At 55.2% G+C, this 21963-nt stretch carries 20 protein-coding genes; 11 read left to right on the plus strand and 9 right to left on the minus strand.

All coding sequences use genetic code 11. The annotated features are described in order from the left end of the window. The first annotated feature begins 211 nt into the window (after positions 1-211). A complete protein-coding gene (locus tag ABTW00_RS03445) occupies positions 212-2431 on the plus strand; it encodes a YgiQ family radical SAM protein (protein WP_433638844.1) in 2220 nt (739 codons plus the stop codon). A gap of 65 nt (positions 2432-2496) precedes the next feature. Here the strand turns inward: ABTW00_RS03445 and ABTW00_RS03450 are convergent, their stop codons facing one another. The 3 genes from ABTW00_RS03450 to yqhD form a co-directional block, all read right to left on the minus strand. After that, a complete protein-coding gene (locus ABTW00_RS03450) occupies positions 2497-3396 on the minus strand; it encodes a DUF3828 domain-containing protein (protein WP_433638846.1) in 900 nt (299 codons plus the stop codon). A gap of 107 nt (positions 3397-3503) precedes the next feature. Further along, a complete protein-coding gene (dkgA, locus tag ABTW00_RS03455; protein WP_433638848.1) occupies positions 3504-4331 on the minus strand; it encodes a 2,5-didehydrogluconate reductase DkgA in 828 nt (275 codons plus the stop codon). Positions 4332-4535: 204 nt separating this feature from the next. Beyond that, positions 4536-5699, minus strand: coding sequence for an alcohol dehydrogenase (yqhD, locus tag ABTW00_RS03460; RefSeq protein ID WP_065356050.1), 1164 nt, complete (start codon positions 5697-5699; stop codon positions 4536-4538). Between the two features lie 214 nt (positions 5700-5913). On the opposite strand from yqhD, the gene ABTW00_RS03465 reads away from it, so the two are divergent. Further along, positions 5914-6804: an AraC family transcriptional regulator gene (locus tag ABTW00_RS03465; RefSeq protein WP_065356049.1), complete on the plus strand. Its 891-nt coding sequence runs from the start codon at positions 5914-5916 to the stop codon at positions 6802-6804. 102 nt (positions 6805-6906) lie between these two features. Here the strand turns inward: ABTW00_RS03465 and yghB are convergent, their stop codons facing one another. Together yghB and metC are read right to left on the minus strand one after the other, a co-directional pair. Further along, entirely contained in the window at positions 6907-7566 is a 660-nt protein-coding gene (gene yghB, locus ABTW00_RS03470) for a DedA family general envelope maintenance protein YghB (protein ID WP_064542390.1), read from the minus strand. 245 nt (positions 7567-7811) lie between these two features. Next, entirely contained in the window at positions 7812-8999 is a 1188-nt protein-coding gene (gene metC, locus ABTW00_RS03475) for a cystathionine beta-lyase (protein ID WP_064542393.1), read from the minus strand. A gap of 251 nt (positions 9000-9250) precedes the next feature. Here metC and exbB point away from each other — a divergent pair, with 251 nt between their 5' ends. The 5 genes from exbB (at position 9251) to ABTW00_RS03500 (ending at position 15214) form a co-directional block, all read left to right on the plus strand. Continuing rightward, the gene (gene exbB, locus ABTW00_RS03480; protein ID WP_433638852.1) at positions 9251-9982 is read left to right on the plus strand and encodes a tol-pal system-associated acyl-CoA thioesterase; all 732 of its coding nucleotides are present in this window, start codon (positions 9251-9253) and stop codon (positions 9980-9982) included. A gap of 6 nt (positions 9983-9988) precedes the next feature. Then, a complete protein-coding gene (gene exbD, locus ABTW00_RS03485) occupies positions 9989-10414 on the plus strand; it encodes a TonB system transport protein ExbD (protein ID WP_064542400.1) in 426 nt (141 codons plus the stop codon). Positions 10415-10647: 233 nt separating this feature from the next. Beyond that, positions 10648-12099 (plus strand): methyl-accepting chemotaxis protein, encoded by a 1452-nt coding sequence (locus tag ABTW00_RS03490; RefSeq protein WP_433638854.1) that lies wholly within the window; start codon positions 10648-10650, stop codon positions 12097-12099. Between the two features lie 153 nt (positions 12100-12252). Then, a complete protein-coding gene (locus tag ABTW00_RS03495) occupies positions 12253-13671 on the plus strand; it encodes a glycoside-pentoside-hexuronide (GPH):cation symporter (RefSeq protein ID WP_064542406.1) in 1419 nt (472 codons plus the stop codon). 10 nt (positions 13672-13681) lie between these two features. Then, a complete protein-coding gene (locus tag ABTW00_RS03500) occupies positions 13682-15214 on the plus strand; it encodes a glycoside hydrolase family 43 protein (protein ID WP_433638857.1) in 1533 nt (510 codons plus the stop codon). Here the strand turns inward: ABTW00_RS03500 and ABTW00_RS03505 are convergent. After that, on the minus strand, positions 15187-15630 hold the full coding sequence (locus ABTW00_RS03505) for a hypothetical protein (protein ID WP_064542414.1): 444 nt from the start codon (positions 15628-15630) through the stop codon (positions 15187-15189). The genes ABTW00_RS03500 and ABTW00_RS03505 overlap by 28 nt on opposite strands. Before the next feature lie 2 nt (positions 15631-15632). Beyond that, positions 15633-16028 carry a hypothetical protein gene (locus ABTW00_RS03510; protein WP_433638859.1) on the minus strand — a complete coding sequence of 132 codons (396 nt, stop codon included), beginning with the start codon at positions 16026-16028 and terminating at the stop codon, positions 15633-15635. A 102-nt stretch (positions 16029-16130) separates the two neighbouring features. Between ABTW00_RS03510 and ABTW00_RS03515 the strand changes: the two genes are divergently transcribed. Further along, complete coding sequence (locus ABTW00_RS03515; RefSeq protein WP_433638861.1) at positions 16131-16640, plus strand: ESA_00282 family adhesion-associated protein; 510 nt, start codon at positions 16131-16133, stop codon at positions 16638-16640. A gap of 70 nt (positions 16641-16710) precedes the next feature. Beyond that, positions 16711-17205 (plus strand): TIGR00645 family protein, encoded by a 495-nt coding sequence (locus ABTW00_RS03520; protein WP_433638863.1) that lies wholly within the window; start codon positions 16711-16713, stop codon positions 17203-17205. Between the two features lie 63 nt (positions 17206-17268). Here ABTW00_RS03520 and ABTW00_RS03525 read toward each other — a convergent pair whose 3' ends face one another. Next, positions 17269-18309 carry an aldo/keto reductase gene (locus ABTW00_RS03525; protein WP_433638865.1) on the minus strand — a complete coding sequence of 347 codons (1041 nt, stop codon included), beginning with the start codon at positions 18307-18309 and terminating at the stop codon, positions 17269-17271. Positions 18310-18499: 190 nt separating this feature from the next. Here ABTW00_RS03525 and ABTW00_RS03530 point away from each other — a divergent pair, with 190 nt between their 5' ends. After that, positions 18500-18790: a DUF2623 family protein gene (locus ABTW00_RS03530; RefSeq protein ID WP_064542429.1), complete on the plus strand. Its 291-nt coding sequence runs from the start codon at positions 18500-18502 to the stop codon at positions 18788-18790. Positions 18791-18823: 33 nt separating this feature from the next. Here ABTW00_RS03530 and yghU read toward each other — a convergent pair whose 3' ends face one another. Beyond that, on the minus strand, positions 18824-19690 hold the full coding sequence (gene yghU / locus ABTW00_RS03535; RefSeq protein WP_064542432.1) for a glutathione-dependent disulfide-bond oxidoreductase: 867 nt from the start codon (positions 19688-19690) through the stop codon (positions 18824-18826). Between the two features lie 346 nt (positions 19691-20036). Here yghU and gss point away from each other — a divergent pair, with 346 nt between their 5' ends. Next, a complete protein-coding gene (gene gss / locus ABTW00_RS03540) occupies positions 20037-21902 on the plus strand; it encodes a bifunctional glutathionylspermidine amidase/synthase (RefSeq protein WP_064542435.1) in 1866 nt (621 codons plus the stop codon). Positions 21903-21963: the final 61 nt, after the last annotated feature.

The raw sequence follows: 21963 nt of genomic DNA on the forward strand, positions 1-21963 counted from the left end.
CTGCAGGCTGGATAAGGCGGTTACGCCGCCATCCGGCCTGCAGCACGGAATGGCCTGATAGCGCTACGCTTATCAGCCCTGCAAAATCAGCATTGTTGCGCCGCAACGCTCGGGTTATCAACCGTTAAAAATTCCCGCTTCATTCATAGGACAATCGGGCTTATAATCCCCGACCTTTGATTATTTTTTTGCCAATTCTTTTGGAAGCAATATGAGCGCTATCTCCCTGATCCAACCGGATCGCGACCTTTTCTCCTGGCCGCAGTACTGGGCCGCCTGCTTTGGGCCGGCACCGTTTTTGCCGATGTCACGTGAAGAGATGGATCAACTTGGCTGGGATAGCTGCGACATCATTCTGGTAACCGGCGACGCCTATGTCGACCATCCGAGCTTCGGCATGGCGATCTGTGGCCGTATGCTGGAAGCGCAGGGCTTCCGCGTGGGGATCATCGCCCAGCCTGACTGGAACAGCAAAGACGACTTTATGCGTCTGGGTAAACCGAACCTGTTCTTCGGCGTGACCGCCGGCAATATGGACTCGATGATCAACCGCTACACCGCTGACCGTAAGCTGCGCCATGACGACGCCTACACCCCGGACAACGTCGCGGGCAAGCGCCCGGACCGCGCAACGCTGGTCTATACCCAGCGCTGTAAAGAGGCGTGGAAAGATGTGCCGGTGATTCTCGGCGGCATCGAAGCCAGCCTGCGCCGTACCGCGCATTACGACTACTGGTCGGATACCGTCCGTCGTTCGGTGCTGATTGACGCTAAGGCCGATATGTTGATGTTCGGCAACGGCGAACGCCCGCTGGTGGAAGTGGCGCACCGTCTGGCGCAGGGTGAAAAGATTACTGAAATTCGCGACGTGCGTAATACGGCGATTATTGTCAAAGAAGCGCTGCCGGGCTGGTCCGGCGTCGACTCCACCCGCATTGACACCCCGGGGAAAATCGACCCGATTCCGCACCCGTATGGCGAAGACCTGCCGTGCGCCGACAACAAACCCGTCGCGCCGAAAAAGCAGGAAGCCAGGGCCATCACCGTACAGCCGCCGCGCCCGAAGCCGTGGGAAAAAACCTACGTGCTGCTGCCGTCTTTTGAGAAAGTGAAGGGCGACAAGGTGCTGTACGCTCATGCCTCGCGCATTCTGCACCATGAAACCAACCCGGGCAGCGCCCGCGCGCTGATGCAGAAGCAGGGCGATCGCTATATCTGGATCAACCCGCCGGCTATTCCGCTCTCGACCGAAGAGATGGACAGCGTATTTGCCCTGCCGTACCAGCGCGTGCCGCATCCGTCATACGGCAAAGCGCGTATTCCGGCGTATGAGATGATCCGCTTCTCGATTAACATCATGCGCGGCTGCTTTGGCGGCTGTTCCTTCTGCTCGATTACCGAGCACGAAGGGCGAATTATTCAGAGTCGTTCGGAAGATTCGATCATCAATGAGATCGAAGCCATTCGCGACACGGTTCCCGGCTTTACCGGTATTATCTCCGATCTGGGCGGCCCAACGGCCAACATGTATATGTTGCGCTGTAAATCACCGCGTGCCGAGCAAACCTGCCGCCGCCTCTCCTGCGTGTATCCGGAAATCTGTCCGCATATGGATACCGACCACACGCCGACCATCAACTTGTACCGTCGCGCTCGTGAGCTGAAAGGGGTGAAGAAGATCCTGATTGCCTCTGGCGTGCGTTACGACCTGGCGGTGGAAGATCCGCGCTATATCAAAGAACTGGCGACCCACCACGTCGGCGGCTACCTGAAGATTGCGCCGGAGCACACGGAAGAAGGGCCGCTGTCGAAAATGATGAAACCCGGAATGGGCAGCTATCACCGCTTTAAAGAGCTGTTCGACACCTACTCGAAGCAGGCCGGCAAAGAGCAGTATCTGATTCCGTACTTTATCTCCGCACACCCGGGGACGCGCGACGAAGATATGGTGAATCTGGCGCTGTGGCTCAAGCAGCACCGCTTCCGCCTGGATCAGGTGCAGAACTTCTATCCGTCACCGCTGGCGAACTCAACCACCATGTATTACACCGGCAAAAACCCGTTGGGTAAGATTGGCTATAAGAGTGAAGATGTGGTGATTCCGAAGGGCGATAAGCAGCGCCGTCTGCACAAAGCGCTGCTGCGTTATCACGATCCGGCTAACTGGCCGCTGATTCGCACCGTGCTGGAAGCGATGGGCAAAAAGCACCTGATCGGTAGCCGTCGCGACTGTCTGGTGCCTGCGCCGACAATCGATGAAATGCGCGAAGCGCGTCGTCAAAACCGCAACACCCGCCCGGCGCTGACCAAGCATACGCCGGTGGCGCACCAGCGCCAGACGCCGACGGGAGCAAAGAAAGCGCCTGCTGCGCCGTCTCGTCCGGTTAATGCCGGTGCGAAGAAGCGCGCTAAAACGACGGTGGGTCGTTAAGAAAGTCATCCCGGCAGCATTAATGCTGCCGGGAAGTTCATCACCCTGGTGGATTAGCGTTAACGCTATTGCTGTTCTATGCGTGCCGTCGCGGCCCGCATTTTCGCCATCAGGCTACCGTCCTGCCTGCGAATAACGTCAGCGATTTTCCACTCATCCTCAATGCGCTGTAAGACGATCTCCTGAGTGAATGCTGTTTTACCTATTGTCACGTTAACCTGCACGCGAGCCCGATGAAGGGTGCTTTCCATTACATTCAGCGTATTGAGCCTGACAGGCTGAGTTGCCATACAGTCACAAAGCGGATTGTGATAAAGCAATCCATCGCTGCTTCTGTCTGCGTCCTGGCGGGAGACCGCGTGCTGATAGGCATTAATCACCCGGTCATAATCGGGTGAGACTATCCAGGTCCACGGCCAGGTATTATCGTCAATATGCTGGTACAACGTACGGATGAAATCTTCAGGGCGCGGTCTCTGCAACGCCGACAACGCGGCGAGGGTTTGCTGGTTGCTGGCGTTGAGCTGCTGGTACAGGCTATCCTGCTCGCTGATAATGTCGTCAATAACCCAGCGGCGGTTTTCCATCATCATGCTCAGCGTTTGCGTGACGCTTTCACCCCGATCGCGAAAGGGGCGAAAGCGTACGGTGGCCTCTGCATGAGAGGCATCTTTGCGGGTAATCGCGACGTTCTCCAGCACCAGATTGTCAAAATCCTGACAGTTGCAGATGGGGTCGTAACCCAACCAGCCCATATCTCCCGGCAGCGTTAAACGTTCATCCAGCGTTAGCGCCTGGCCCATTCGGGCTGAGACCATTGCGCCGCCAAACGTGGCGACGGGAGTGCTTTCGATATAAGGCTGATAAATCTGTCGGATGGTGTATTCAAGGGAGTCCGTTGCAGAGGTCACGGAACTGAATGTGGAGAAGATGAAGCACAATGACCCTGCGAGGAGATATTTCATAGCGACGTCCCGTAAGAAGAGCGATTGTCGCAAGGTTATCAAGACGCGGTGAGGGAAAGGTATTGATGATTTCTGAAAAAAGCCCGGCAATTGCCGGGCTTGAGGGGTTAACCGCCGAACTGGTCCGGATCCGGCCCTAACCGCTTGCCCTTATCCAGGGTCGCAATGTAGCTCAATTCGTCTTTATCCAGGCGGAAATCCCAGACGTCGAAGTTTTCTGCGATGCGCGATGGCGTGACCGACTTCGGAATGACCACCAGACCGCTGTCGAGGTGCCAGCGAATCACAATTTGCGCCGGGCTTTTGCCGTACTTGTCGGCAAGATGACGGATGACCTTTTGATCGAAAACGCCGTCGCCGCCCTGCGCCAGCGGGCTCCACGATTCGGTCTGAATCTTGTGGGTAGCGTTCCATGCGTTCAGCTGACGTTGTTGCATCAGCGGATGCAGTTCAATCTGGTTAATCACCGGTGCGATGCCGGTCTCATCAATCAGCCGTTGCAGATGTGGAACCTGGAAGTTACACACGCCGATGCTCTTCACCAGCCCCTGTTTTTGCAGGTCAATCAGCGCTTTCCAGGCCTGGATATAGTGGTCAGATGCCGGCACCGGCCAGTGGATCAGATACAGATCGAGGTAGTCCAGCTGTAAATGCTCCAGGCTCTCCTGCAACGCATCGGCGGCGCGCAGATGGGAGTCATTCCACAGCTTGCTGGTGATGAACAGATCTTCACGCGCAACGCCCGCGCTGTGAATGGCTTTGCCCACGCCCGACTCGTTCTTGTAGGCGGCGGCAGTATCAATAGAACGGTAGCCGACCTCAATCGCTTTGTGGATTGCGGTAACCACTTCTTCATTACTGGCCTGCCATACGCCCAGGCCCAGCTGCGGCATTACATTGCCATCGTGCAGTTTAATCACGGTTGGATGTGTCATGCATTTCTCCTTTTCATCAGCTTATTGGGGCATGCCCCGATAAGATTTGTATGATTAAGTCTGGTCGAAATATGCAAAAACGAAAGCTTGCTCGTCGCCTTTCAAGCTACAGATGCGCCGTTTGCGTCAGCTCACCCCAGCCACTTACGGGGGTAAGCTTCTGGGGTGTGCTCGACATGCTTAGAGCAAAAAGTGAGGAAGGGCTTAACGGGCTGCTTCGTAAATACGGCGGCTCACTTCGAGGGTAATATCCTGATTTTCACCCAGTTTGGTCATACCATGCTCTTCGAGTTTTTTCAGCAGCGCCGGGATGGAACTGCCGTCCAGACCGTAGTCGGACAGGCGAGTCGGCACGCCCATTTGTTCGAAGAAGCTGCGGGTTGCGGCGATAGCGGCGTCGATACGCGCGTCGTCAGAACCTTCGGTAATGTTCCAGACGCGTTCAGCGTATTGCAGCAGTTTGGCGCGCTTGGTTTCGCGTTTTTCATTCCACAGTGCAGGCAGAACGATAGCCAGCGTTTGGGCGTGATCCAGCCCGTGCATGGCGGTCAGTTCGTGGCCCAGCATGTGGGTTGCCCAGTCCTGCGGTACGCCTGCGCCAATCAGGCCGTTCAGCGCCTGAGTCGCCGCCCACATAATGTTGGCGCGCACGTCGTAGTTTTCCGGATCTTTCAGCGCTTTCGGGCCTTCTTCAACCAGCGTCAGCAGAATGCCTTCGGCGAAACGGTCCTGAATTTTGCCGTCAACCGGATAGGTGACGTACTGCTCAACGGTATGCACGAAGGCATCAACCACGCCGTTCGCGACCTGACGCGGCGGCAGAGTGTAGGTGTAAACCGGGTCCAGAATGGCAAACTGCGGCTGGACGTGCGAAGACATAAAGGCACGCTTGTCGCCGGTGGTTTTACGGGAGATCACCGCGCCTTTGTTCGACTCGGAGCCGGTTGCTGGCAGAGTCAGAACGGAACCCATCGGGATGGCGCTGTTAACGTTGCTGCCGTAGGTCTCGAGGATTTCCCACGGGTCGATGCTTTCATCATAGTGCGCTGCCGCGGCGATAAATTTGGTGCCGTCCAGGACGGAACCGCCGCCGACCGCCAGCAGAAAGGTCACTTTCTGTTCGCGGGCAATTTTCACCGCGTTCATCAGCGTTTCATAGGACGGGTTTGGCTCAATACCGCCAAATTCCAGCACGTCCAGCCCCTTCAGTGCGGTCAGTACCTGGTCCAGCACGCCCGTTTTTTTCACGCTGCCGCCGCCGTAGGTGATTAGCACGCGAGCGTCAGCGGGGATCTGAGCGCGCAGATTTTCGATAGCGCCTTTACCGAACAGAATGCGGGTCGGGGTGTGAAGATCAAAATTAAACATTGCTCGTTCCCTTCTTGGTGGATGGAAAAACAAGGCGGCGAAGGTCGTCGCCGAATGACATCATTGTGGTCCTCGTTGCCGTACCTCTCAATGCACATTTCTGCGTTTGTCTTGCCCATTTCTCCATAAGGCTGGATAATCACGTTAATCACGTTAATCACGTTAATCACGGCCACAATGAGAGCGTGAAAAAAGGTATCTGGAGCCTTCGTTGATGAACCGTGAAGCGATCTGTGCGCTGCTGACAGAAAAAATTAAGCAGCTGAAAAATAACGAACAAAACCTGCGTACCCTGCTGCCTGACATCCAGCTGATCTACGGCAGCCAGCCCAGTGGACGCACGCCGGTCATGTACCGGCCTGGCATCGTGTTTCTCTTTTCCGGCTATAAAATTGGCTATATCAACGATCGTACCTTTCGCTACGACGCCAATGAATATCTGCTGCTCACCGTACCTTTACCCTTCGAATGTGAAACTTTTGCCACCGCTGAGGCCCCGTTGGCCGGATTGCGTCTCGACGTCGATATTTTCCAGCTCCAGGAATTGCTCATGGATATCGGTGAAGACCCGCTTTTCCGCCCGGCGATGGCGGAAAGCGGGATTAACGCGGCGACGTTGTCCGAAGAGATCCTTTGCGCCGCCGAACGTCTGCTGGACGTGATGGAACGCCCGCTGGATGCCCGTATTCTCGGCAAGCAAATTATCCGCGAAATGCTCTACCACGTGCTCACCGGGCCGCGCGGCGGCGCGCTGATGGCGCTGGTGAGCCGCCAGACCCACTTCAGCCAGATTAGCCGCGTGCTCAAGCGGATTGAGAGCCAGTACAGCGAAACGCTGAGCGTCGATCAGCTGGCCGCCGAGGCCAATATGAGCCTGTCGGCGTTCCACCATAATTTTAAGTCGGTAACCAGTACTTCGCCGCTGCAATATCTGAAAGCCTATCGGCTGCACAAAGCCCGGATGATGATGGCGCACGACGGCCTGAAGGCCAGCGCGGCGGCGATGCAGGTGGGCTACGAGAGCGCGTCGCAGTTCAGTCGAGAGTTTAAACGGTTTTTCGGCCTGACGCCGGGTGAGGATGCGGCAAGACTGCGCGGAATGTAACGGGTAGGCCTGATAAGCGTAGCGCCATCAGGCAACGCTGCTGCACATTGCCGGATGCGGCATAAACGCCTTATCCGGCCTACAGATTGCAAGGCGACGCCATCAGGCGTCGCAGTATTTTTTCTTAATCACCACAATTACCGTGCCGAGCAGCCCGGCAACCAGCAGGAAGATCGGCAGAACCATCAGGAAGGTCATCACCTGATCTTCATGACGTTTCACGAATGGAATCATGCTGATGGCATAGCCAAAGCCGGTGACCACGCCAACCCACAGCAGCGCGCTTAGCCAGTTAAATAACTGGAAGCGACGGTTAGGCAGACCGGAAATTCCCGCCATCGTTGGCAGCAGCGTACGCACGAACGCCAGGAAGCGACCCGCAAGCAATGCAAGCAGCCCGTGACGGTCAAACATGCAGGTCGCGCGCTGGTGGTATTTATCCGGCAGCTGTGCCAGCCAACCTTTCACGACGTTAGTGTTGCCCAACCAGCGCCCCTGAATATAGCTCAACCAGCAGCCAAGGCTGGCGGCCGTCGTCAGAATGACGAGGGTAGGGACGTAGCCCATTACGCCCTTGGCGATGAGCGCCCCTGCCAATAGCAGCAGGCTATCGCCGGGTAAAAATGATGCGGGGAGCAGGCCGTTTTCCAGAAACAGCGTAGCAAACATGACCAGATAAACGATCCCCACGACGTGCGGATTCGCCAGTGCAGCAAAATCGTGCTGCCAAAGCGCGGCGACAATATCTTGAATAACGACCATGGACATTCCTGTGGAACAGCGTTTTCATTTATTGTACGCCCGAATTCTGAAGAACACCTTGATCCCGGACGCAACAAATGAAGCCGCATTGTTCAGTCTGGCTGACAACCGGGTGACATAGGTTTACGCCTGGCGGCGATGTGAACTCGGGAACCGACTGTTCTCAACATCGGTGGCGCCTCCGCTGGACGCGCCAAAAATATTGCTAACCCACCCGGCACTGACCGTACCGGGCTTGGGATATGTTACACGATGCGGGCGAATCCTGCCGCTAAATCCGCAATCAGATCGTCAACGTTTTCCAAACCGATGTGAAGGCGGATCAGCGTACCTTCAAAATCAATCACCCCGTCTGGACGAATGCTGGCCAGCTCTTCCGGCTGATTAGCCAGAATCAGCGATTCGAATCCGCCCCAGGAATAAGCCATGCTGAACAGCGAGAAGTGGTCGAGGTAGTTTGCCAACTCGTCATTATTCAGGCGTTTGTTCAGTACGAAGGAGAACAGACCGCTGCTGCCGGTGAAGTCGCGCTTCCAGAATTCATGCCCTTTGCTGCCCGGTAACGCCGGATGATTGACGCGCGCCACCTGCGGCTGTTGCGCCAGCCATTCGGCGACTTTCAGGCTGCTTTCATGGTGCTGACGCAGACGCACGCCGAGCGTACGCAGGCCGCGGCTGGTCATATAGGCCGTGTCGGCGTCGAGCATCTGCCCCATCAAATAGGCGTTCTCACGCAGTTGTGCCCAGCAGCGCTCGTTCGATACCGCCGTGCCGACCATGGCATCTGAGTGGCCAATCAGGTACTTGGTGCCCGCCTGAATCGAAATATCGATGCCAAAATCGAGCGCTTTAAACAGCACGCCTGCCGCCCAGGTGTTGTCGATCATGATGATGGCTTCAGGAGCGATGCTGCGAACGGCGGCGACGATCGCCGGGATGTCGTGAACTTCCATGGTGATGGAACCCGGAGATTCGAGGAACACGATTCTGGTGTTCGGCTGAATCAGGTTCGCAATTTCAGCGCCAATCATGGGATCGAACCAGCTGGTGGCGACGCCAAGCTTACTGAGAATTTTGGTGCAAAAATCCTGGCTCGGTTCGTAGGCGGTGTTGGTCATCAGCACGTGGTCGCCCTGTTCAACGAAGGCGAGGATAGTATTTGCCACCGCCGCCGCGCCGCAGGGGAAGAGGGCACAGCCGGCGCCGCCTTCCAGTTCGCACATGGCTTCCTGCAGCGAAAAGTGGGTCAGCGTGCCGCGACGGCCATAAAACAGCTCGCCGTTAGCGCGGTTGTGGGTCGCATGCTTCTTGGCGGCGACCGTGTCAAAAACCAGCGACGAGGCGCGTTGAATCACGCTGTTCACCGATCCCTGGGTATATTTTTTGCTGCGTCCGGCGTTAACCAGCGCGGTATCGAGGTGCTTGTCTGCCATGTTGGATATACCTGTTTTTATACGTCTGGACGTCTAAACTATCACGATTGCCTCAGCGATGTAGCGTTCCTCGCGCATACAGCAGAAAATTTTGCCAAAAACCGTGCAGAAAACTTTTTTACTGCGTAAGCGCAAGGAAAGTAAGTGTGATTTAAGTCAATATGTAAATACTAATGAGAACTACTATCAATTCGACGTTGTTTTGATATTATTGTGCTCAGATTTTGTGATTTACGTCCTGGAGATACACAGTGGGTAATAATTTGATGCAGGCGGATCTCTCCGTTTGGGGTATGTATCATCATGCCGACATCGTGGTTAAAGTGGTCATGATTGGCTTGATACTGGCATCCGTCGTCACCTGGGCAATTTTCTTCAGTAAAGGGGCAGAGCTCCTTTCTCATAAGCGCCGCCTCAAGCGCGAGCAGAAACTGTTAGCGGACGCGCGTTCCCTCAATCAGGCGCACGAAACGGCCTCCGCGTTTGACGCGCAGAGCCTGAGCAGCCAGTTAATTAACGAAGCGCAGAACGAACTGGAGCTCTCTGCGGGTTCGGAAGATAACGAAGGGATTAAAGAACGTACCGGTTTCCGCCTGGAGCGTCGCGTGGCGGCGGTAGGCCGTCATATGGGACGGGGTAACGGTTTCCTGGCGACCATCGGCGCTATCTCTCCGTTCGTCGGCCTGTTTGGTACCGTGTGGGGCATCATGAACAGCTTTATCGGTATCGCCCAGACGCAAACCACGAATCTGGCCGTTGTTGCGCCAGGTATCGCAGAAGCTCTGCTGGCAACGGCAATTGGCCTGTTCGCCGCGATTCCGGCGGTGGTCATCTATAACGTCTTCGCGCGCCTCATCGGTGGCTTCAAGGCTAACCTGAGCGATGTGGCAGCGCAGGTTCTGCTGCTGCAGAGTCGCGATCTGGATCTGAGCGCCAGCGGCGTGCATCCGGTTCGTACCGCCCAGAAATTACGAGTAGGTTAATGCCCTATGGCAATGCGTCTTAATGAAAATCTGGACGATACCGGCGAAATGCATGAAATCAACGTGACGCCGTTTATCGACGTCATGTTGGTTCTGTTGATTATCTTTATGGTCGCCGCGCCGCTGGCGACGGTTGATGTTAAAGTCAATCTGCCGGCCTCCTCCAGCCAGCCGCAGCCGCGCCCGGAAAAACCGGTCTACCTGTCGGTGAAAGCGGATAAATCGATGTTCCTCGGTAACGACCCTATTACCGATGACAGCATGGTGCCGGCGCTGGATGCGCTGACGGAAGGCAAGAAAGACACCACCATCTTCTTCCGTGCCGATAAAACGGTGGACTATGAAACGATGATGAAGGTGATGGATACGCTGCATCAGGCTGGCTATCTGAAGATTGGGCTGGTTGGTGAAGAGACCGTCGCGAAAAAATAATCTCATCCCGGATGGCGCATTCAGCGCCATCCGTTATTACTTCCCTAAGTAATATCATATTTATCTTAAGTCCTGTTTCAGCGAATTATATCCAAAACTATTTAAATAATATTTAGCGGCGCTTAAATGTAGCAATATAATTTAAATATGAGAGTGGCTAGTCTTAAATAACCTTCCTACGCTTAATTCTGAACGCTAACAATAATATATATCTACAGCGGGCGGAAAATATCATGGCCATAATAACATTGCGACAAGCTGAAGGTTCGCATCGCGACCTGATCTCGTTATCCTCAATTCGCCAAAGAGCAGACCGGCTATTATTGGTGCTGGCCTGGGTGATGTGGGGCGTTTCGCTGGGAGTGGGTTGGATGAATGATAACCCCAGTCTGGCACTGCTGGTGGCGACGATTCTGGCGGGACTTGCCACCTTGATGACGCTGATTTTTGCGGGCAAACTCATCACTCGCTTAGTTTATGCGTTTATTCTAATGGCCTATTCCGCACTGCTGATTCAGCTTGGCGGCAGCGAGACCGAATATCATTTTTCGGTATTTGTTTTGCTGTCTGCGCTGCTCGCCTGGCGCGACTGGCGGCCATTAATTATGGGCGCGGGGGTGATTGCTGTTCACCACCTGGTATTTAATTATTTACAGGAATACGGGTTGTTTAATATCACCGTGTTTATGCACGCCGGTCTGCATATGGTGATTATGCACGCGGTGTACGTCGTGGCGCAGACGGTATTCCTGGTCTTCCTGGCGGTACGGATGGAGCAGGATGCACGGTCGGCCAGCGAGGTTGCGAAGCTGGCGGCGGTCATTAACCGCGAGTCGGGCTACCTGACGCTGGAGCGCGACACCAAAACCAGCCGCTCACCCTTTGCGAAAACTTTTAGCCTGACGCTGGATGCCATGCGTAACACGCTTGAGCAGGTCAGCGGTAATGTATCGCAACTGCTGGATGCCTCACAGACGCTACTGCAACGTAACACCGCGCTCTCCGAACGCACCGACAGCCAGGCGCGGTCGTTAGCGGTCACCGCCAGCGCCATGGAGCTGCTTGCCGGTGCGGCATCGTTAACCAGTGAAAAGGCCAGCGAAGCGCGCGAACTCGCCGGGCAGGCCAGCGCTGTGGCGCGGGAAGGGGGGGAGAATATCCGTTCAGCCATGGCGTCCATGTCGCACATCCGTGATGAATCGCTGAAGATTGGCGGTATCCTTGAGCTCATCGACGGCATAGCCTTCCAGACCAATATTCTGTCGCTCAACGCCTCCGTTGAAGCCGCGCGGGCCGGTGCTCATGGGAAAGGGTTTGCGGTGGTGGCGGCTGAAGTCCGTACTCTGGCGCTGCGCTGTGAAAGTGCGGCGCGGGACATTCGTCAACTGGTGGCCGCTTCCGTCGAGAGTACCCATCAGGGCGCTGAGCAAGTAGAAAGAGCGGGGAAAACCATGGCGGCGATCATCAATAACATCGACAGCCTACAGGCCTGTGTCGACGTGTTGTCATCAATGAGCGACCAGCAGCGCGCCAGCGTATTACAGATGAAAGGCAGCATTGCGCATATCGACGCCAGCGTGCAGGAGAACGTGCAGCACGTGGCGCAAACTATTCAGGTTGCGCATCAGCAGCAACAGCATACCGGTGAACTTAAGTCGGCTATTTCCGTGTTCAGATTGGTGTAATGTCACAAAAATGAAAGATGTATAACAAGTAATTTAGTTGTGTGATAACTTTCGCAGTTGTTAGAAAACGTAATACCAGTACGAAAAATGACAATATAATTGCCAATCCCATCCTTCTACATTGAAACCACTTCAATTCAGGAGGATATAAGTGTGGCAAACGATACAAAGTTGTCTATTACCGAAAAGCTGGGATACGGCATGGGCGATGCCGCCTGCGGTATTGTCTACTCCTCGGTAACGATGTTTTTGACCTGGTTTTACACCGATATTTACGGCTTGTCTGCGGCGGCGGTGGGGGTGATGTTCCTCGTAACGCGCGTGCTGGATGCCATTACCGACCCGCTGACGGGCATTGTCGCTGACCGGGTCAAAACCCGCTGGGGCCACTTCCGCCCATGGCTGATCTGGTTTGCGATTCCCTACGCCGTGCTGGCGGTGATGACCTTCACTACGCCCGATTTTGGCGCTTCCGGTAAGCTGGTTTACGCCTACCTGACATATACCTTGCTGATGTTGTGTTACACCTTTATCAATATCCCCTACTGCGCGTTGGGTGGTGTGATCACCCGCGATGAGAAAGATCGCCTGTCGGCGCAATCTTATCGTTTTACGATTTCGTCTGTGGCCGGTCTGATGGTCTCTGTCGCCACGCTGTTTCTGGTCGACTACCTGGGTAAAGAAGATAAGCAGTTCGGCTTTCAGGCCACCATGGGCATTATGGGGGCCATCGCCATTGTGATGCTGGCTTTCTGTTTCTTCTCCACCAAAGAGCGCGTGGCGCCCGCGGTGGAGCAACAGGGCAGCATTCGCGAAGATCTGCGCTCGCTGCTGGCCAACGATCAGTGGCGGGTCGTGGCGATCATCACCTTCTTCTCCAGCATGGCAGGGGTGATGCGCAGCGCGGCAACGCTGTATTACGCCACTTATTTGATGATGGGCGGCGTCGAGTCTGCGGCCGGAACGGCGATGAAGTCGGCATTTGTGTCGACTAGCGTGGTCGGTACCATTATCGGCAGCATCGCGGCGGGCTGGCTGGCGAAACGTTACCGCGCGGTTTCGCTGTTTAAAAATATTAACCTGCTGCTGGTCGCCGTTGGTGTAGTGATGTTCTTCGTGCCGCCGACCTGGCTACCCGTCGTGTTCCCTTTGTACTTCCTTGTGGGATTCTTCCATCAGATGTATCAACCGTTTAAATGGAACATGATGGCGAACGCCGCCGACTACGGCGAGTGGAAGTTTGGTCGCCGTATTACTGGCCTGTCCTACTCCGGCAACCTGTTTGCGTTGAAAATGGGTATGGCGGTCGCTGGCGCGGTCGTCGGTTTCTCGCTGGGGCTGTTTGGCTATCAGGCGGGCGTCACCGAACAAACACCGATGGCGACGATGGGCATCGTTGGTCTGCTGACGTTGGGGCCATCGCTCTCGTACCTGGTGTTATGGTGGCTGTCGCGCTTCTATAAGCTGGACGACCGCGCCATGGCAACCATTCAACGCGACCTTTCCGCACGCCAGCAGGCGGCGGTGCAGGCCGAACCTGAAGCCGTCAGCGGCGTATTACATAAAGCCTGAGGAAACGACGATGACTTCACATGATTATCATAACCCGATCCTCTGCGCCGACTATTCGGACCCGGATATTGTTCGCGTCGGCGACGATTTCTTTATGGTTTCGTCGAGCTTCAACCATATGCCCGCGCTGCCGATCCTGCATTCGACCGACCTGGTGAACTGGCAGATCATTAATCATGTTTTTCAGTCTTTACCCCTGGCGGGCTACAACCAGTACCAGCCGGGAAAAGGCGTATGGGCACCGTCAATTCGCTGGCACGACAATCAGCTGTGGGTCTTTTTCAGCACCCCGGATGAAGGTATTTTCATGTGTCGTACCGACGATCCGTGGGGGGAATGGAGCGCGCCGCACTGCGTGCAGCCCGCGAAAGGCTGGATCGATCCCTGCCCGTTCTGGGATGACAACGGTGACGCCTGGCTGGTCCACGCCTTTGCCTATAGCCGTAGCGGAATCAAACACCAGCTTCAACTGTTCGCCATGTCGCCTGATGGTACCTCGCTGCGCGGTGAAGGGCAGATCATTTACGACGGCAGCAGCGACCAGCCGACGCTTGAAGGGCCAAAAGTCTACAAGCGCGGCGGCTGGTACTATATTTTTGCCCCAGCGGGCAGCGTCGAAACCGGCTGGGAAACGGTACTGCGTGCCCGCAGCATGAGCGGCCCCTGGGAGGCGAAAAACGTTCTGTTTCAGGGGAATACCCCGGTTAATGGTCCACATCAGGGCGGCTGGGTTGAGCTGGATGACGGCGAATGCTGGTTTGTCCATTTCCAGGATGCGCATCTGTATGGACGCATCGTTCACCTCCAGCCAATGCGCTGGGAGCAGGACGGTTGGCCGCGTATTGGTGAGCCGCTGGGGGATGACGGCGCCGGGCAACCGGTGATGCGCTGGCCGCGTCCGGCGAGCTTACCGCCTTCACCCCCATTATTGCCGCAAACCGACGATGACTTTGCCTCAGGCGTGCCGGGGCTACAGTGGCAGTGGCAGGCTAATCCGGATCCCCAGTGGTTGCTGCCGGGCGATGGCCAGTTGAATCTCCGCTGCTGCGAACTACCCCGCGGCGAAGAGAAACAACATTTCTATTGGCTGCCCAACCTGCTGCTGCAAAAATTTCCGGCCTGGCAGTTTAGCGCCGAAACCACGCTGACGCTGAATGCTGAAGCCAGCGGCGATGCGGGCGGTTTGGTTATCTACGGTGAACGTTATGCCGCGCTGCTGCTGGAAAAACGTGACGGGCAGTCTCGGCTGCTGTGGCTGACCGGCTGGATGAGCGATGCGGGCGTGGTACGCGAACGCCGCGAAGTCATCGCGACGCTGGATAGCACCACCTGCACAATGTCGGTCGAGGTTTCTCACGGCGGCATCTGCCGCTTTGCCTGGCGTAGCGGCGAGGCGAACTGGCAGCGGGTGGCTCAGCCTTTCGCCGCGGGCAAAGGGAAGTGGGTTGGGGCAAAAGTGGGGCTGGTAGCAGTGTCGTTAGAAAGCCAGGCGCAGCGCGGAAGCTGCTCGTTCAATCACTTTGCCATCGACATTATCGGCTGATCCGGGCGTTTTTCGTCGTTCTTTTCAACTTTCAGGATGACGTTGGACGTGCGGTAATGACCATCGGCGAGGCCGCGACTAATCTCAAGCGTTGCGGCCTCCCGGTTCAGGACGTGCTGATAGCAGGATTCCGTATGCGCCAGGATTTTGTCGCGCAGATGGGGGTAACGCGCCATCACTTCGCACAGCGCGGAGCCGAAGATCTCTTCTTTAATTTGATAGCCATAGATTTCGCGGCGATGTTGCCACTTCATTTTCACCAGCGCCGCGGGAATGGGTTCGGAAAGGCCGGAAATGCGGCGCCCCTCGGCATTTTTTTCCTCGCGCAGCGTCTGCAAATTACGCTGAAGAATGGTCTCATCACTGAGCTGTGGGCTTAACGCTATATTAGTCGCGCTAACATCGACAAGTTTCATACTCACTTATCCGTTAGATTATAAAACATTGGCGCGGTTCTTTCCTGGGTCATTAAATTAAGCCAGATTTTATTACCGTCCTCATTTATCTCCTGAGTTTTTAGCTCCATAATTTGACTTAACTCCAGCGCAGAGATCTCCCCCTGAACGACCAGGTTATTTAGCATAAGTGCAAAAGCTTCAATTTTAGCGATGCGATATAATCTGTCTTTAATATGACGATCGCGCTCCTCAAGCAATGGGTTACGCGATTGACCGCCGCCAATCAATATCTCGTCCTGCCACGTCGCGAGCGAGACTTTCTCCTGCTCAGCCAGCAGGCCTGGCGGTGTATCCTTGTTTTCCGCATCTATAGCGGCGATGCAGAAACGGGCTGGGATAAGGGTTTCAGCTATCATATAGGCGTCGTCTGTGAATGGCTGGAGAATGTTTTTTATTATAGTGAGGTTCGTTGACATTAACATGACGCACTTTTAAAATCAAAAAAAGTGGAGAAAACCATGAGTGGTATTATTTATTTTGTGATGGTGTTGCTGTTACTTACCGTCATTATTTTATTTTTTATGTATGGTCAAAATAACGCACCGTCTGATGCGAATAATGAAACCGTTCCCGCCCCGGCCCTCGCGCCACTGAACAAAGACGAAGGCGAAAATCATTTTGCCGGGCTCATGAGCCGGATTACCCCTTCCTGGTACTGGCGTATTAACCACGAGTATATCGATTTTGTCCAATCGACAATTAAGCGTATGTCGACAGATCAGCTAAAAGAAAAGGCGGGCCTGTTTGATGCGCAGGAACGTTGCCGGAATCTCAATGGCGCCGTCTATGAGTATTACGATGAGATTAAACGACGCTGCCTGAAAGGTGAACGGGTGACCGACGTCGACCCGGTGGTGCTCAGCCTGCAGCGGTGCTACGAGGAATTTGCTCAGGAGGCTTATCCCGAACTGGTGGCGTTGGTTTGGCCGGACTTCCAGCGACCCTTTATTCGTCCCCACGATGTGTAAGCCGAAGTGTTGATATGATGTTATGTGATTGCGATATACTAGGGCGAATTTGACTCGAAGACAGGACACTATGGAACGCTTTCTGGAAAATGCGATGTACGCATCGCGCTGGATCCTCGCCCCGGTTTATTTTGGCCTCTCACTGGCGCTGCTGGCCTTAACCCTGAAGTTCTTTCAGGAGATCCTGCACGTGCTGCCGAATATCTTCAGCATGGCGGAAGCTGATTTAATCCTGACCCTGTTGTCGCTGGTGGATATGACGCTTGTCGGCGGCCTGCTGGTGATGGTGATGTTCTCCGGCTATGAAAACTTTGTCTCGCAGCTCGATATCAGTGAACATAAAGAGAAGCTGAACTGGCTGGGCAAAATGGACGCCACCTCGCTGAAAAACAAAGTGGCGGCTTCGATTGTGGCTATCTCGTCCATTCACCTGCTACGGGTGTTTATGGATGCCAGGAACGTCCCGGATAACAAGCTGATGTGGTATGTGATTATTCATCTGACTTTCGTACTCTCAGCGTTTGTGATGGGTTACCTCGATAGCCTCACCCGCGCGAAAAAATAGCGATGTAGGCCGGACGGGGCGTTACGCTTGTCTGGCCTACCCATTCACGTTTTCGGTACGGTCCTACTTATCCGACGACGCCTGCCACAGATTTAACTGACCATCCGTCACGTGCTTATCAATCAGCGCCAACTCCTCGCGGGAGAAGTGCAGGTTTTCCAGCGCCTTCACGTTCTCTTCAATTTGCTCTGGTCGACTGGCGCCAATCAGCACTGACGTCACGCGGCTGTCTTTCAACAGCCAGCTCAAGGCCATTTGCGCCATTGATTGCCCGCGCTGTTGCGCCATATCGTTGAGTAAACGCAGACTGTTCAGGTTGCTCTCACTCAGCATATTTTCCGTCAGGCCGCGCGCCTTTTTGCCTTCCACCTGCATCCGCGAACCTTCCGGAATCCCGTTCAGGTATTTTCCGGTTAGCAGGCCCTGCGCCAGCGGGGTAAACGCAATACAGCCCACGCCGTTGCGCTCAAGCGTATCCAGCAGTCCGCTCTTGTCGACCCAGCGGTTGAGCAGATTATAAGAAGGCTGATGAATCAGCAGCGGAATTTTCCATTCACGCAGCAGCTCTACCATCGCCTGGGTGCGTTCGGAAGAGTATGACGAGATGCCAACGTACAGCGCCTTACCGCTTTGCACCGCCTGAGCTAACGCGCTGGCGGTCTCTTCCATCGGGGTGCGCTCATCGACACGGTGCGAATAAAAGATATCGACGTACTCCAGCCCCATACGCTGTAGGCTTTGGTCGAGACTGGCCAGCAGATACTTACGCGAGCCGCCGGAGCCGTACGGCCCGGGCCACATGTCATAACCCGCTTTGGTCGAGATGATGAGCTCATCGCGATAACCGGCAAAATCTTCCCGTAACAGGCGGCCAAAGTTCTCCTCGGCGCTGCCCGGAGGCGGGCCGTAGTTATTCGCCAGATCGAAGTGAGTGATGCCGCAGTCAAAGGCTTTGCGCAGCAGTGCGCGCTGATCGTCTAGCGCGTGAATATGACCAAAACTGTGCCATAGGCCGAGGGACAGGGCAGGAAGCTGTAAACCGCTGCGGCCACAGTAGCGATACTGCATCTGTTCATAACGGGCTGGGTTTGCTTGCCAGGCCATAACATCTCCTTCTCTCATTTTTGAAACGCTGTTTCCAGAATACTTGCTTTGCGCGCGAATGCCCGTTGGCGCGATCACACTGCCGGGAATTGGCTGGCGGATTCCCCTTTAGGGTTAGCGTTCAAATAGCGCTAGCCTCCGCTCAAATATTCGCTATATAATTTTATATATAACGATTGAGGGTACACTGATGGATAACCATTTTGGCAAAGGGTTGATGGCGGGGCTACAGGCGCCTTATGCCGATAGCGCGCAAAAGGTGATTGGTTTTTGCACCGACTATAAACGCGGGTTCGTGCTGGGCTTTTCGCACCGAATGTTTGAAAGGACAGGCGACCGGCAGCTCAGCGCCTGGGAAGCGGGGATTCTGACGCGGCGTTACGGGCTGGACAAAGAAATGGTGATGGACTTCTTTAAAGAGCATGACTCCAGCACGACCGTTCGCTACTTTATGGCGGGATACCGGCTGGAAGGGCAATAAAACCGGGCGCCAGGCACCCGGTCAATTAAGCCATTACTGCTGACGCTTATCTTCCGTATTGGTGTCAAAATCGCTGGCGGCATGACGTTCATGCAGCTGCTCATTCAACGGTCCATTGGTACGGTTGACGATACGACCGCGTTTCACGCCCGGGCGGCTGGCGATATCCTGCGCCCAGCGCAGCACGTTTTTGTAGCTTCCCGCATCAAGGAATTCCGCCGCGCCGTAGACGTTGCCGAGCACCACGTTGCCATACCATGGCCAGATGGCGATATCGGCGATGGTGTACTCTTCCCCTGCCACGTAGCGCCCGCGCGCCAGCTGTTTGTCCAGCACGTCCAGTTGACGTTTGGCTTCCATGGTGAAGCGGTCAATCGCGTACTCAATCTTTACCGGCGCGTAGTTATAAAAGTGACCAAAACCACCGCCGAGGAACGGGGCCGAACCCTGCAACCAGAACAGCCAGTTCAGCGTTTCGGTGCGCCCGGCCGGATCTTTGGGCAGGAAATGACCAAACTTTTCCGCCAGATAGAGCAGGATATTGCCGGACTCAAACACGCGGGTTGGCGGCGTGGTGGAGTGGTCGCTCAGCGCCGGAATCTTCGAGTTTGGGTTCACTTCCACAAAGCCGCTGGAGAACTGATCGCCCTCGCCAATGCGAATGAGCCACGCGTCGTACTCCGCTTCCGTGACGCCAGCCGCCAGCAGCTCTTCGAGCATAATCGTGACTTTCTGGCCGTTCGGCGTGCCAAGGGAGTAGAGCTGGAGGGGATGCTGGCCTACCGGCAGCGCTTGTTCATGAGTGGCACCGGAAATCGGGCGGTTGATATTGGCAAATGCGCCGCCGTTGTTTTGCTTCCATTCCCAGACTTTGGGGGGCTGATAGGTGTTCTCTGACATAATCGCTCGCCTTATTTTGATGATGTGTTGAGGTAGTGAAGTTTAGCAGCTTCAGGCAAAAATCCGGGCCTCTCTCGCGCACCTGTTGCCCATTTTTCAGATGAATATTTTTCCCGATAATGGGTCATCCTCGCATACACGGGTGTATGATTAATCCACTTTTATACACTTCATCCTTCAAGCTGCCTCTGCGTTGGCTGCGTTCGTTCACCCGAATCACTTACTTAAGTAAGTGATTCGGGATTCACTCGCTTGCCGCCTGGATGCACCTTGAATGATTTTGTGTATATTGGATTAATTTCAACGTGCGGGCGAGAAAATCGCACGCGATGTTTGAGGAAGGTTCATGAGCAAGGGAAGTACCAATAGTGACGCCCCATTTGGCACGTTGTTGGGGTATGCGCCGGGCGGCGTAGCGATTTACTCTTCAAATTACAGCAGCTTAAAACCAGGTGATATGCCTGATGATGCTTCGTTTCGTAGCTACATTGACAACGAATATATGGGCCACAAGTGGCAGTGCGTCGAGTTTGCCCGCCGCTTCCTGTTCATTAACTACGGATTTGTCTTCACCGATGTGGGCATGGCCTACGAGATCTTCTCTCTGCGCTATCTGCGTCAGGTGGTGAACGACGCCATTCTCCCGCTGCAGGCTTTTGCTAATGGCTCCCGCCGCGCGCCGCTCGTCGGCTCTTTGCTGATCTGGCAGAAGGGCGGTGAGTTTAATGAAACCGGCCACGTGGCGGTGATTACCCAACTGTTGGGCAACAAGGTACGTATCGCTGAACAGAACGTGCTGCACTCGCCATTGCCGGCAGGCCAGCAGTGGACCCGCGAGCTCACCTTAGAGGTGAAAGACGGCCATTACACGCTGCACGACACCTTCGACGACACCACCATTCTTGGCTGGATGATTCAGACTGACGATGCTCGCTATAGCCTGCCGCAGCCGGCGATTGCCGGTGCAGCGCTGAAGCTGGGCGGAGCGCGTCTGGAGAACAATGGTCAGTTTGATGGCAAATGGCTCGACGAAAAAGATTCGCTCCAGCAGGCGTATATTGCCGCCAACGGTCATGTGATCAACGCCGATCCGTACCAGTACTTCACCATGACCGAAAGCGCCGAACAGGAGCTGATTAAAGCGACCAACGAGATGCACCTGATGTATCTCCACGCCACCGACAAAGTGATGCGTGATGACAACCTGTTGGCGCTGTTCGACATCCCGAAAATCCTCTGGCCGCGCCTGCGTCTCTCCTGGCAGCGCCGTCGCCACGACATGATCACCGGGCGCATGGACTTCTGCATGGACGAGCGCGGGTTGAAGGTTTACGAGTACAACGCCGACTCTGCCTCCTGCCACACCGAAGGCGGCCTGATCCTTGAACAGTGGCTGAAAACCGGCTATCGCGGCAACGGACATAACCCGGCGGAAGATCTGCTGGGCGAGCTGGTGGGCGCGTGGAGGCACAGTCAGGCAAGGCCGTTCGTGCACATCATGCAGGACAACGATCTGGAAGAAAATTACCACGCCCAGTTTATGCAGCGCGCCCTTGAACAGGCGGGCTTCGAGAGCAAAATTCTCTACGGTCTCGACGAACTGCGCTGGGATGCTGCCGGTCAGTTAATTGACGGTGAGGGTCGTCTGGTGAACTGCGTGTGGAAAACCTGGGCGTGGGAAACGGCGATTGAGCAGGTGCGTGAGGTGGATGAAGACGAATACGCCGCCGTGCCAATTCGTACCGGTCACCCGGATAACGAAGTGCGCCTGATTGACGTGTTGCTGCGCCCGGAAGTGATGGTCTTCGAACCGCTGTGGACGGTCATTCCCGGCAACAAAGCCATTCTTCCGGTGCTGTGGTCGCTGTTCCCGAACCATCCGTATCTGCTGGATACCGACTTTGAGGTGAGCGAACATCTGGCCAAAACCGGCTATGCCATCAAGCCGATTTCCGGCCGTTGCGGCAGCAATATCGATCTGGTCAGCGGTCACGATCAGCTGCTGGATCAAACCAGCGGTAAATTTACTGACCGGAAAAATATTTACCAGCAGCTTTGGTGCTTGCCAAACGTGGCGGGAAAATATATTCAGGTATGTACCTTTACCGTTGGCGGTAACTACGGCGGCACCTGCCTGCGCGGTGATGAATCTCTGGTGATTAAAAAAGAGAGCGATATCGAACCGCTGGTGGTGATTAAAGATAAAAAATAGTAGGCCGGATAAGGCGGAGCCGCCATCCGGCAATCTGTGTCGGGTTGCCTGATGGCGCTTC

The organism is Kluyvera georgiana (genome assembly GCF_050990895.1).
Lineage (GTDB): Bacteria > Pseudomonadota > Gammaproteobacteria > Enterobacterales > Enterobacteriaceae > Kluyvera > Kluyvera georgiana.